13 protein-coding genes are annotated in these 12,474 nt (G+C 55.1%); 2 read left to right on the top strand and 11 right to left on the bottom strand.

What is annotated here, in order from left to right; genetic code table 11:
• A partial coding sequence (pepD, locus tag ACLQ7H_RS03010) for a beta-Ala-His dipeptidase (RefSeq protein ID WP_411751394.1) occupies positions 1 to 993 on the top strand: 993 nt, incomplete at its 5' end.
• A gap of 38 nt (positions 994 to 1,031) precedes the next feature.
• Here pepD and ACLQ7H_RS03005 read toward each other — a convergent pair.
• The 10 genes from ACLQ7H_RS03005 to ACLQ7H_RS02960 form a co-directional block, all read right to left on the bottom strand.
• A complete protein-coding gene (locus ACLQ7H_RS03005; RefSeq protein WP_411751393.1) occupies positions 1,032 to 2,045 on the bottom strand; it encodes a hypothetical protein in 1,014 nt (337 codons plus the stop codon).
• Between the two features lie 88 nt (positions 2,046 to 2,133).
• Positions 2,134 to 3,192 carry a DNA polymerase IV gene (gene dinB / locus ACLQ7H_RS03000; RefSeq protein WP_411751392.1) on the bottom strand — a complete coding sequence of 353 codons (1,059 nt, stop codon included), beginning with the start codon at positions 3,190 to 3,192 and terminating at the stop codon, positions 2,134 to 2,136.
• A 99-nt stretch (positions 3,193 to 3,291) separates the two neighbouring features.
• Positions 3,292 to 3,519 carry a (Na+)-NQR maturation NqrM gene (gene nqrM, locus ACLQ7H_RS02995; RefSeq protein WP_065683846.1) on the bottom strand — a complete coding sequence of 76 codons (228 nt, stop codon included), beginning with the start codon at positions 3,517 to 3,519 and terminating at the stop codon, positions 3,292 to 3,294.
• 6 nt (positions 3,520 to 3,525) lie between these two features.
• Entirely contained in the window at positions 3,526 to 4,539 is a 1,014-nt protein-coding gene (locus ACLQ7H_RS02990) for an FAD:protein FMN transferase (protein ID WP_411751391.1), read from the bottom strand.
• A 24-nt stretch (positions 4,540 to 4,563) separates the two neighbouring features.
• Positions 4,564 to 5,787 (bottom strand): NADH:ubiquinone reductase (Na(+)-transporting) subunit F, encoded by a 1,224-nt coding sequence (gene nqrF, locus ACLQ7H_RS02985; RefSeq protein WP_024483648.1) that lies wholly within the window; start codon positions 5,785 to 5,787, stop codon positions 4,564 to 4,566.
• A 15-nt stretch (positions 5,788 to 5,802) separates the two neighbouring features.
• Positions 5,803 to 6,399 (bottom strand): NADH:ubiquinone reductase (Na(+)-transporting) subunit E, encoded by a 597-nt coding sequence (gene nqrE / locus ACLQ7H_RS02980; RefSeq protein ID WP_021181925.1) that lies wholly within the window; start codon positions 6,397 to 6,399, stop codon positions 5,803 to 5,805.
• Between the two features lie 6 nt (positions 6,400 to 6,405).
• The gene (locus ACLQ7H_RS02975) at positions 6,406 to 7,035 is read right to left on the bottom strand and encodes an NADH:ubiquinone reductase (Na(+)-transporting) subunit D (protein WP_411751390.1); all 630 of its coding nucleotides are present in this window, start codon (positions 7,033 to 7,035) and stop codon (positions 6,406 to 6,408) included.
• Positions 7,028 to 7,822 carry a Na(+)-translocating NADH-quinone reductase subunit C gene (locus tag ACLQ7H_RS02970; RefSeq protein WP_411751389.1) on the bottom strand — a complete coding sequence of 265 codons (795 nt, stop codon included), beginning with the start codon at positions 7,820 to 7,822 and terminating at the stop codon, positions 7,028 to 7,030. The genes ACLQ7H_RS02975 and ACLQ7H_RS02970 overlap by 8 nt, the downstream gene beginning before the upstream one ends.
• Positions 7,812 to 9,053, bottom strand: a complete 1,242-nt coding sequence (locus ACLQ7H_RS02965) for an NADH:ubiquinone reductase (Na(+)-transporting) subunit B (RefSeq protein ID WP_411751388.1) — start codon at positions 9,051 to 9,053, stop codon at positions 7,812 to 7,814. The genes ACLQ7H_RS02970 and ACLQ7H_RS02965 overlap by 11 nt, the downstream gene beginning before the upstream one ends.
• Before the next feature lie 3 nt (positions 9,054 to 9,056).
• On the bottom strand, positions 9,057 to 10,406 hold the full coding sequence (locus ACLQ7H_RS02960; RefSeq protein WP_411751387.1) for a Na(+)-translocating NADH-quinone reductase subunit A: 1,350 nt from the start codon (positions 10,404 to 10,406) through the stop codon (positions 9,057 to 9,059).
• Between the two features lie 537 nt (positions 10,407 to 10,943).
• Here ACLQ7H_RS02960 and dpaA point away from each other — a divergent pair.
• On the top strand, positions 10,944 to 11,714 hold the full coding sequence (gene dpaA, locus ACLQ7H_RS02955; protein ID WP_411751386.1) for a peptidoglycan meso-diaminopimelic acid protein amidase: 771 nt from the start codon (positions 10,944 to 10,946) through the stop codon (positions 11,712 to 11,714).
• On the opposite strand, the gene ACLQ7H_RS02950 is transcribed toward dpaA, so the two are convergent.
• Positions 11,652 to 12,452, bottom strand: a complete 801-nt coding sequence (locus ACLQ7H_RS02950; RefSeq protein ID WP_411751395.1) for a class II glutamine amidotransferase — start codon at positions 12,450 to 12,452, stop codon at positions 11,652 to 11,654. The genes dpaA and ACLQ7H_RS02950 overlap by 63 nt on opposite strands.
• Positions 12,453 to 12,474: the final 22 nt, after the last annotated feature.

Here is a 12,474-nt window from a genome sequence, read left to right as displayed (position 1 = left end):
CCAAACTGGTTACAAGCCGACATCCTGATCAACACCGACTCCGAAGAGGAAGGCGAAATCTACATGGGCTGCGCCGGGGGGATTGATTTCATCACCACCCTGCCGCTGCAACGTGAAGCGCTGCCAGCCGGTTATCAAACGCTGAAGCTGACCCTGAAAGGGTTGAAAGGCGGCCACTCCGGTGCCGATATCCATCATGGCCTGGGCAACGCCAACAAGTTGCTGGCCCGTTTCCTGTTTGCCCATACGCCAGAGCTGAACCTGCGCCTACTGGAGCTGAACGGTGGTACGCTGCGTAATGCCATCCCACGTGAAGCCTCTACCGTGGTTGCCGTCCCGGCCGCCAAAGCCGATGCGCTGAAAACCCTGAGCCAGCAGTTCCTGGTTACACTGCAAAACGAACTGTCTGCCAAAGAGAAGAACATTACCGTTCTGCTTGAACCAGCCACCACCGCGGTACAGGCGCTAACTGTAGACTGCCAGAGCCGCTTTGTGGCACTGCTCAACGGCACGCCAAACGGTGTGATCCGCATGAGCGACGAAGTGAAAGGCGTGGTAGAAACATCGCTGAACGTCGGCGTGGTGACCACCAGCGAGCATGAAGCCGAGATCGTTTGCCTGATCCGCTCCCTGATCGACAGCGGTAAAGACTATGTCGTGGATATGCTGACCGCCGTGGGCCAACTGGCCAACGCCAAAGTGGCACCGAAAGGCGGCTACCCAGGCTGGCAGCCAGATGCCAAATCGCCGGTGATGCAGTTGGTGCGTGAAACTTATCAGAAGCTGTTCAACAAGACGCCAAACATCATGGTGATCCACGCCGGGCTGGAGTGTGGTTTGTTCAAGAAACCTTACCCAGAGATGGATATGGTGTCGATTGGGCCGACCATCACCGGGCCACACTCGCCGGATGAGCAGGTGCATATCGCCAGCGTTGGCCAATACTGGACGTTGCTGACCGTACTGCTGAAAGCGATCCCTGAGCGCGGGTAATGATGTTGGGCCCAGTTTAAAGCTGGGCCCATTTTTCGTTATGACAGCGGTTCTACTCGCTTGAGATTACCGTTGATTTCATTCATCTGCGACTGTATCAACGCCGCACTAACAGGTGGTAACAGGAAAGCAAACAGAATAATCAACCAGGTTTTATACCTTGCAGTTTGCCCATGGCTTTCAATGATGGCGCGTAGATTGTCGTTAAGCGTGGAGAAAATCGCCGGCGTGACAATAGACGCAGCAAAAGCCGACCATCCAGCCCCTCTTGGGGTTAGTAGCGTCGCGGATTGGGTATAATTTCTGATTTCCGCGTGAACTTTTACCAACCAGTAAATATTGTAAAACGGCACAAAATACAGCAGAAAGGTAATTGCAGGTTCGCGATATTTAGGTGTAATGGGTGCTACCAGCCGTACCGGAGGGGCAATATTAAATAGCCGTGGCTTTATTGGCAATAGCAACAATGTGCCAATGATCATCGGGGTAGCTAACACGGCAAAGAAGTAGGATGGGTTATCTAGCAACATATCCCTATCCCAAAGCCAGCCGGACAAAGGCGCAGTAGAGATATTATTCAACCATTTCAACGTCACCATCAACCCAAATGCCAAGACAAAAACTTCAGTAGTCCCAACCGCACCGCCAATAAAGGCAGGAATAGTGAGTAATATAGCCCCTAGCGCCAACCCTATCATCACTTCACCGACAATCAGGCAAACGGTGTTTTCAGCACTAAAACAGAGCAACGATATACCAAGCAAATAGAGCGCACTAAATAAATACAGCAGATAGTAGGTTTTCATCCGACTGGCCATCCAGGCCAATATGAAGCCGAGCACAAACCCTGCCTGCTGTGCTGAAAATGCGATACCAATTAGCGAATATGACAGATCCGTATATTGTTTGAGATACAGTGCCGAGTTGATATTCAAGATATATTGGCTAGAGGCAAAAAAAACAAAATAAAAAATCAGCCCCCAGAATCGATAGCTGCTTTGTAAATCGGCCCATGTCCATTTTGTTGCTGACGCTTGGTGAGTCGTTTCCATTATTACTGCTTCCCTGTAAGCATTTACCCTAAAAAAATAGGCGTTGATTGTACCTAGGATAGTCCATTAAACACACTCGTTTTTCTTATCACCACGTCAGTACCAACTGCCGCTCCAACTGAGGATCGAGCAGCGTTACGTGTAGGCCAACCAGGCGCACACCACGCCCTTCCCGCCGCTCCTGCCATGCCTGGCGGGCAACGTTGAGCAAATCCTCAATATTGAGCACCGGCCAAACGTGTTCCTGGGTAGTTTGCTGGAAATCCTGGAACTTTAGCTTGACCCCTTGGCGGGCGATATGCAGATCCGGTTTGACCTTGCGCAGCCGCATCTCCAACTCTGGGTAGAGTTTCTCAACGATCAACGCCTCGCAATCTTTCCACTCATGAATATCGGCCACCAACGTTCGCTCAACCCCTACCGATTTGCGTAAACGATCGGGGGAAACCTCACGCTCATCAATACCCTGGCAGCGTTCCCACAGCACACGGCCAAATTTGCCGAAACGCTTTAACAAATCGGCCAGATTATAGTTCTGCACATCGGCGCAGGTGATTAGCCCCACCTCTTCCAACCGTTTGGCGGTGACCTTGCCCACGCCGGGGATTTTACTCAGCGGCAGTTGCTGCAAGAAAGCGGGTACCTGCGCCGGAGTGATGACGTATTGGCCGTTTGGCTTGTTCAACTCAGAGGCGATCTTGGCCAGGAATTTGATAGGGGCAATACCCGCCGAAGCGGTCAGGTTCAATTCAGCGGCAATTTCCTGACGGATCTGTTGGGCAATCAGGGTGGCGGAGCCATTGCATTGGGTGCTATTGGTTACGTCCAGATAGGCTTCATCCAGGGAGAGCGGTTCTATCAGTGGCGTATAGCGGGCAAAGATTTCACGGATATGCTGCGAGGCTTCTTTATAGGCCGCCATGCGCCCTGGTAACAGCGTCAGGTGCGGGCACAGCTTGAGTGCCGTGGCGGTCGGCATAGCGCTATGTACACCATACCGGCGCGCCGGGTAGTTGGCAGTGCTGATCACGCCACGCCGATCGGCGCTGGCACCGATAGCCAGCGGGATATCACGCAGGCTGGGGTTGTCGCGCATTTCTACCGCTGCGAAGAAGCAGTCCATATCGACATGAATGATTTTACGCATCGCGCCTCCAATAACACTGTATAAGTATACAGCTAATTATTAAAAGCTCAATATGGAGAGTGTAGACTAGTGACGCCCCTACATGGAAAACCTGAACGACTAGAGGATTCGGTGTTTTTCCAGCATCTCGCGGCGCAGCGCTTCCTTGGCGATGCGCTTCTTGCGCGCATCGCAAGGCTCCGGGCAGTCGCAGACTTTCTCCATCCCCAGCGCGGTAATGCCACCACAGCTGCCCTGCAAGGTTTTGCGCTTGAACACATAGCCCAGCGACATCCCGCCGACTACCAGCAGAAACAGCACAAAGGATGCAGCAAACATCGTCAACATAACGGTCTACCCTTTCTTCAGATAGGGTTTGAACGCATCGGAATAACGCTCTTCAAACCCCTTGGCGGTTTTCACGATCATCAACACCGGGATCCCCAGCAGGTTGGCCAGCGCCATACCCCGCTCCGGCCCCATCACGTTTAACCCGGTAGAAAGCCCGTCTGCCGTCATGCACAGCGGGCTGATCACCGTGATCGACACTAAATGGTGGCGGATCGGTTTACCGGTAAGCGGGTCGATAGTATGAGAATAGCGCACTCCGTCCTGCTCGAAGTAGTTTCGGTAATCCCCGGAGGTGGCCATCGCCATCTCACCCGGCTCGATCACCAGTTGCGCCTGCTGCTCCCCCCCGGCGGTTGGCCGTTCAATGGCAATGCGCCAGGGCTTCTGATCGCCGTTATGGCCACGGGTGCGGACTTCCCCACCGATATCGACCATGTAGTTTTTGACGTCCTGCGATTGCAGATACTGAGCAATCACATCAACGCCGTAGCCTTTGGCAATGGAAGAGAGGTCAACATACAGCTCAGGAATGCGTTTCACCAGCGAATTACCTTCTACCGCCAGTTTGTCGATCCCCGTCCAGTTGCGGCGCTGTTCCAGCTCGGCCGCGCTCGGCACTTTATCCGGCCGCCCTTCCGGGCCAAAACCCCACAGATTCACCAGTGGCCCGACGGTCACGTCCAGCGCGCCGTCGGTCACACGGTTAATGCGCAGCGCTTCCAGCACCACTTCCGTGGTGGCAGCAGAAACCGGGAAAGGCTTGTCCACTTCCCGGCTGGCGTTAAAGCGGCTCAGTTCGGAATCAGGTTGATAGGTCGACATCTGATCGTTGACCTGCACCAGCCGTTGGTCGATCTCCTGTTGCAGCGTTGCCACCGAAGGCGTTCCGTCCCCTGGGATATAGCTAATCGAGTACGACGTCCCCATGGTCTTGCCACGCAGGTTTTCCTGCTGCGGTTTACAACCGGTCAGCAATACTGCGGCAGCTAGCGCCGCAACCATCATCCAAACCTTCATTCTATCGCCGCCTGCTGCTCGCATTTAACCACCAAAGTCATCGAGCATGATGTTTTCGTCTTCCACGCCCAAGTCCTTCAGCATCTTGATCACCGCCGCGTTCATCATTGGCGGCCCACACATATAGAACTCACAATCTTCCGGTGCTGGATGGTTACGCAGATAATTTTCCAGCAGAACATTATGAATAAAGCCGGTGTAGCCCGTCCAGTTATCTTCTGGCTGTGGATCGGAGAGCGCCACATGCCAGGTAAAGTTTTCATTCTCTTCCTGCAGGTGGTTGAAGTCGTCCTCGTAGAACATCTCGCGCAAGGAACGCGCGCCGTACCAGAAGGTGATTTTGCGTTTCGACTTCAGGCGCTTCAACTGATCGAAGATGTGTGAACGCATCGGTGCCATCCCGGCCCCGCCGCCGATAAAGATCATCTCGGCGTCGGTGTCTTTGGCGAAGAATTCGCCAAACGGCCCGGAGATCGTCACCTTATCCCCTGCCTTCAGCGACCAGATATAGGAAGACATAATGCCCGGCGGCACGTCCGGGTTGCTCGGTGGCGGCGTAGCGATACGCACGTTGAGCATGATGATGCCTTTCTCATCGGGATAGTTGGCCATCGAGTAGGCACGTACCGTTGGCTCTTTCACTACCGAACGATAGCGAAACAGGTTGAATTTATCCCAGTCGCCACGGTATTCCTGCGGCACGTCGAAATCGGCATAGCTCACTTCATGCTCGGGCGCCTCGATCTGGATAAAGCCCCCAGCGCGGAAAGGCACATCTTCCCCGTCCGGAATGCGCAGCTTCAGCTCTTTGATAAAGGTGGCTTTGTTATCGTTGGAGATCACCTCGCAGTCCCATTTCTTCACGCCGAAGATCTCTTCCGGCAGCTCGATTTTCAGGTTCTGCTTCACGTTCACCTGGCACGCCAGGCGGCAACCCTCTTTGGCTTCACGCTTGCTGATATGGGAAAGCTCGGTCGGCAGGATATCGCCGCCGCCCTCTTTGATCACCACCCGGCACTGGCCGCAGGAGCCGCCGCCGCCACAGGCCGAAGAGACGAAGATCCCCTGGCTGGACAGCATATTCAGCAGCTTATCCCCCGCAGGGGCGGTAAAACTTTTGTCTTGATCGCCGTTAACCTCAACGGCAATGTCACCGGTGTTCACCAACTTGGATTTGGCAAACAGGATCAGTAACGCCAGCACCATCACGATGCAGGTAAACATCACCACGCCTAAAATAATTTCCATAAATGCTTCCTGCCTTTACAACTGGACGCCGGAGAACGACATAAAGCCCAATGCCATCAATCCGGTGGTAATAAAGGTAATGCCCAGGCCACGCAACCCGGCTGGCACATCGGCATACTTCAGTTTTTCACGGATCCCCGCCATGGCAACAATCGCCAGCATCCAGCCGGTGCCGGAGCCGAAGCCATACACCACGGATTCCATAAAGTTGTAATCACGCTGCACCATGAACGACACGCCGCCGAAGATGGCACAGTTCACCGTGATCAGCGGCAGGAAGATCCCCAAGGCGTTGTAAAGCGCCGGGAAGAAGCGATCGAGGATCATCTCCAGGATCTGCACCAGCGCCGCGATCACGCCGATAAAGGTGATGAAGTTGAGGAAGCTCAGATCGACACCTTCCACCAGCGCCCCGTCCCGCAGGATCAGGTTATAGACCAGGTTGTTGACCGGTACCGAGATGCCAAGCACCAGCGTCACGGCAATCCCTAAACCAAACGAGGTGGAGACCTTCTTCGACACCGCCAGGAAGGTACACATCCCCAGGAAGAACGCCAGCGCCATGTTCTCAACGAACACCGCACGCACAAACAGGCTGATATAGTGAGCCATCGGCGGTTACTCCTTTTCTATCTGCGCTGGCTTGAGGGAACGTAATCCCCAAATCAGCAGGCCGATGATAAAGAACGCACTCGGCGCCAGCAGGAACAGGCCGTTGGGCTGATACCAGCCGCCGTTCTGCACCGTTTCCAACACCGTAATGCCAAACAGCTTGCCCGAGCCGATCAGCTCGCGCAGGAAGCCCACCAGGATCAGGATCACGCCGTAGCCCAGCCCGTTGCCGATACCGTCCATAAAGCTCTCAATCGGCGGCGACTTCATGGCATACGCCTCGGCGCGGCCCATCACGATACAGTTGGTGATGATCAGCCCGACAAACACCGAAAGCTGTTTGGAGATTTCAAACGCATAGGCACGCAGCAACTGATCGACCACGATCACCAGCGAGGCGATGATTGTCATCTGTACGATAATGCGCACGCTGTTGGGGATATGGTGGCGGATCAGCGAAATAAAGAAGCTGGAGAACGCGGTGACCAGGGTGACTGCAATGGTCATCACCACCGCCGTTTCCAGCTTGGTGGTTACCGCCAGTGCCGAACAGACGCCAAGCACCTGCAGCGCGATCGGGTTATTGTCAAACAGCGGCCCCAACAGGACCCGTTTAACCTCTTTGGAATCAGCCATTTTTCAGCGCTCCTTCACGGACTTTCTGCAGGAATGGGCCAAAACCGTGCTCGCCCAACCAGAAATTAAACGTATGCTGTACGCCGTTAGCGGTCAGCGTCGCGCCGGACAGGCCATCCACACCGTGGATATCTCCTTGCCGTGCTCCACCCTTCACAATGCGGATTGCCGGGTTGCCGCTGTCATCAAACAGCTGCTTGCCGATCCACTGCGCGCGCCAGCTGGCGTTCTGGATCTCGCCACCCAGGCCCGGGGTTTCGCCGTGCTCATAGAAACTCAACCCACGCACCGTATTACCGTCGGCATCCAACGCCACAAAGGCGTACATCATCGACCATAAGCCAGTGCCGTAAACCGGCAGCACAATCTTGTCCACCGCGCCGCTTTCATCGCGCACCAGGTAGATTTCCGCCTGATTGCTACGGCGGCGGATACCGGCCAGATCCTGCTCGGCGGTCAACACCCGGCTCTTGGCGTCACTGCGAAGCGCGGCAGCCAGATCGAAGGCGGTCGCATCGCCAGGCACAAACTCACCGCTGTCCAGATCCAGCAAACGCGGTTCGATGCGCTTGCTAAAAGTGGCTTTCACCTGTTCGCCAGTCATCCCCGGTTGCAGTAACCCAGCTACGTCCAGGATGTTGCGCTGCTTATCCAGCAACCGCTGTTCCTGCTGTTTGGATTGCAACCCAACAGCGGAACCCGCGACCACCACCGAACACACCAGACACAGCAGCAGCACTACCAGCAGCGTTTTGCCAAAGCTGTCATTTTTAGATTCATTCGCCACGTGCTTTTCTCCGCTTGATGTTAGCCTGCACCACCAGGTAATCGAACAGCGGTGCGAACAGGTTGGCGAACAGGATCGCCAGCATCATGCCTTCCGGATAGGCTGGGTTGACTACCCGGATCAGCACGCACATCACGCCGATCAGGATGCCGTACCACCACTTCCCTTTGTTGGTAAACGAGGCGGAAACCGGGTCGGTAGCCATAAACACCATACCGAAGGCAAAACCGCCCAGCACCAGATGCCAGTACCAAGGCATGGCAAACATCGGGTTGGTGGATGAACCGATGGCATTGAACAGATACGCCGTGGCGATCATGCCGATCATCACGCCAGCCACGATGCGCCAGGAAGCGACACGGCCAAACAGGATAATTGCCCCGCCGAGCAGGATCATCAGGGTTGAGACTTCGCCGATCGAACCAGGGATGTTACCGATAAACGCGTCCATCCAACTGATGGACTGGCCGGTGGTGACGTTGGTCAGGCTGTGAACTCCGCCGACGCTCCATTGCGCCAATGGTGTCGCACCGGAGAAGCCGTCTGCCGCGGTCCACACCAGATCGCCAGAAATCTGCGCCGGATAGGCGAAGAACAGGAAGGCACGCCCCGCCAACGCCGGGTTGAGGAAGTTACGCCCGGTACCACCGAAGATCTCCTTGGCGACCACCACACCAAAGCTGATGCCCAGTGCGGCCTGCCATAACGGCATGGTTGGCGGCACAATCAGGGCGAACAGAATAGAGGTGACGAAGAAGCCTTCGTTGATCTCATGTTTGCGCACCATCGCAAACACCACTTCCCAGAAACCGCCCACCAGGAATACCACGGCGTAGATCGGCACAAAGTAGGTCGCACCGAGCACTATCTTGCTGATCCAGCCAGCATCGGCGCCGAGCGTTGCCCCCAGCATCTGTGCCAGCCAGTAATGCCAGTCCCCCGCCAGCACCTGTTGCAGCTGATCGCCACTGTACAGATGGTGCAGTGCCGGAATGGTCTGGTGGCCCACGTTATACATGCCCCAGAACATGGCCGGGAACACCGCCAGCCACACCAGGATCATCATGCGTTTCAGATCGATGGCGTCACGTACGTGCGAGGCACCGCGCGTTACCGTGCCGGGCGTGTAGAACACCGTTGCCGTTGCTTCAAACAGCGGGTACCACTTTTCCAGCTTGCCGCCCGGCGTGAAGTGATGCTCAATCTTGTCAAAAAAATTCTTCAGGCCCATCGGTTATCCTTCCTGCTCAATCTTGGTCAGCACTTCGCGCAGCACCGGGCCATATTCATACTTGCCGGGGCAAACGAAGGTACACAACGCCAGATCTTCTTCATCCAGCTCCAGACAGCCCAGCGCCTGGGCACTGTCCGTATCGCCCGCCAACAGATCGCGCAGCAGATGGGTCGGCAGAATATCCAGCGGCATCACCCGCTCGTAATTACCGATCGGCACCATCGAACGCTCACCGCCGTTGGTGGTGGTGGAGAAAGCGAACAGCTTGTGCTTGAGGAAATGACCCAGCGTGGTGCGGGTGATGGAGAACTTGTCCGATGCCGGAGCGATCCAGCCGAACAGCTCTTTCTCCCGGCCTTCCAGCAATACCGAAATCTGGTTGTGGAAACGGCCAAGCCAGGCACTCGGGCCGCTGGCATGGAAGCCGCTCAGCACCGAGCCGGAAATCACCCGGTTCTCACCGGCCTTCAGGCGGCCCGCCGTCAGTTGATCCAGGCTGGCCCCCAAACGAGTACGCAACAGCACCGGTTGTTCCACCTGTGGCCCCGCCAGGGCGACCACGCGCTGGGTGTCCAGCTTGCCGGTGGTAAACAGGGTGCCGATGGCGATCACGTCCTGATAACCGATATGCCAAACGGTCTTCTTCAGGCTGACCGGCTCCAGGAAGTGAATATGCGTGCCCACCAGCCCCGCAGGGTGCGGGCCGGCAAACTCGTTGTAATCAATCTGCGCCCCGGCAGCCGTATCCAGCCGCGTACCTGCCGCGTGGCAGACATGTACCTTGCCGTCTGTCAGGCGTGCCAATACCGTCAGCCCGGCATTAAATGCCGCCAATTGCTCGTTGATGATCACCAACGGATCCGCTGCCAGCGGCTGAGTATCGATAGCGCTGACGAAAATAGCGCGCGGTGAGGTGCCTGGACGGGGGGTTTTGCTAAATGGGCGGGTACGCAGTGCGGTCCACAGGCCACTGGCGATCAGATCGCTTTCAACCTGTTGACGCTCCAGCATGGGCAAATCGGCCTGCTGATAATAGGCCAGTTCCACCTGCTCTTCGCCGCCGTTGTCGATGTCAATCACCACCGATTGCAGCATGCGGCGTTCGCCGCGATTGATAGCGGCGATATGCCCGCTGGCCGGTGCCGTGAAGAAAACCCCAGGGATCTTCTTATCTTCAAACAGCGCCTGACCTTTTTTAATGCGATCGCCAGCCTGTACCAACATGGAGGGGCGCATACCAATGTATTCCTGACCGAGCAGCGCCACTTGCGTAATCGCTGGGCCATCCTGGATCGCCTGCGAAGGCGCCCCAGCTATTGGCAGATCTAACCCTTTTCTTATTTTGATCATAGGATTTATACGATGTTTTAAATTTTCACACGTCCTACCGACCCAGAGGCAGGCGCAGAGCGTGCAGGATGATGAGGTAGCCTTGGCCCCCTCCGGATGAACACGATGACCTCATGCCCAACTTGAATATTCACACTGACCGATAGCGTTCATCGGCCAGGATTAAGCCAATACTGCAGAATGTTAAAACATTGCTATAAACGATGGCGGAATTGTTGCTATTTCATACAATATCCACGTACTGATTACCGATTAATAACGATGCAGCATGGGCAAGATATTAACATTTTCGACAGAATTTTTCCGTGCTATCTAGTGACCTGAGTCGAGGAAATGCAATTAAACAGCTGTTATCTCTTGACACTATTCGTTAAAAACTTGGGTTCATTTCACTTTTACCGATGATTGTAGTTTTTTTATACACTTCGCATATTGCTAAAAAACAACACGCTGGTAATCTGACGAGGTTAAATACACAAACCCCGTCAGTGGCACGCTGGCTGCGTTCTAAAAATAAATAAGCAGGAATAATTAAGAATGAGCAAAATCGCGCTGTTGTTTGCGATGCTATTTTGTACGCCGCTGATCACGGCGTGCAGCGCCAGTGAGCCTGCCCCGGCTCCCCAGGCCCCTTTGGTTGCACAGCAGTTATTAGGTTCACCGGTCTATATCCAGATATTCAAAGAAGAGCGCAAGCTGGAGTTGTACGCCAAGATGGGCAACGAATTCCGCCTGGTGAATAGCTTCTCTATCTGTAACTTCTCCGGTGGGCTTGGCCCGAAGCGCCGTGAAGGGGATTTTAAAAGCCCGGAAGGCTTTTATAGCGTCGACACCCGCCATCTGAAGCCAGACAGCAAATATTACCGCGCCATCAATATCGGTTTCCCTAATGATTACGATAAAGCACAGGGATATTCCGGTGCCTATCTGATGATCCACGGGGAATGCAAATCGATTGGTTGCTACGCGATGACCAACGCCTATATGGACGATATCTATCGTTACGTTGAAGCGGCATTTGCCCATGGGCAAAGCAGGGTGGACATCAGCATTTATCCGTTCCGCATGACCGAACAGAACCTGCAACGCCACCGCTCCTCAACCTATATCAGCTTCTGGCGTCAGTTAAAACCGGGCTATGACTACTTCGTCAAAAACCGTCAGCCACCGCTGGTTAGCGTGGCCAACGGCCAATATGTGATGGCACAGCCGGTGATTGGCAGCGGTCAGCCAACGCAGTACGCCTCAACGATTGAGACCAGCAACAACCCGTTCGCCCGCAGCCAGCCGCTCACCGTAGTGAAATAACGCAAACTCGCCTGGTGCAATCTTGTGCCAGGTTTCATTGCCCGTCAGCGGTTGGGTCGCAATGACCGTGACCACGTCATCCGGCGTGGTCTGCCGCTGAAAATCAATCTCTACGTCCTGATCGAGCAAGGTGGCTTTGCCGAAAGGGGCTCGCCGGGTGATCCAGTAAAGGTTGGTGGAGCAATAAGCCATCACAAAACGCCCATCTGACAACAGCATATTGAATACCCCTTTCTGCCGCAGCCGATCGGCCAATAATGCAATATAGCGAAACACGGCTGGCCAGTTGCTTGGAGTACGGGGGTATTTCAGCGCCAACTGGTGTAACAGCCAGCAGAAGGCATATTCACTGTCTGTCTGGCCCACCGGGCGGAAGTTGCCAGTGGCCAGTTGGCGATGGCCTTTCAGTTGCCCATTGTGAGCGTAAGTCCAGTTGCGGCCCCACAGCTCACGGGTAAAGGGATGGGTATTTTCCAGCGCCACCTCGCCGCGATTAGCCTGGCGGATGTGGGAGACCACGGCACAGGACTTGATCGGGTATTCTTGTACCAGGCGGGCGATAGGTGAATTGAAGCTGGGTTGGGGATCCTTGAATGTGCGACAACCGTTGCCTTCATAGAAGGTAATGCCCCAGCCATCTTTATGTGGCCCGGTTCGGCCACCGCGCTGTACCAGCCCGGTAAAGCTAAAGCAGATGTCGGTTGGTACGTTGGCGCTCATCCCGAGCAGTTCACACATCGATTGCCACCCCTTGAGGACT

Origin of the sequence: Serratia sp. (in: enterobacteria) (genome assembly GCF_046715635.1) — a bacterium.
Classification (GTDB): Bacteria; Pseudomonadota; Gammaproteobacteria; order Enterobacterales; family Enterobacteriaceae; genus Chania.
This window is presented reverse-complemented; position numbering and strand designations above follow the sequence as displayed.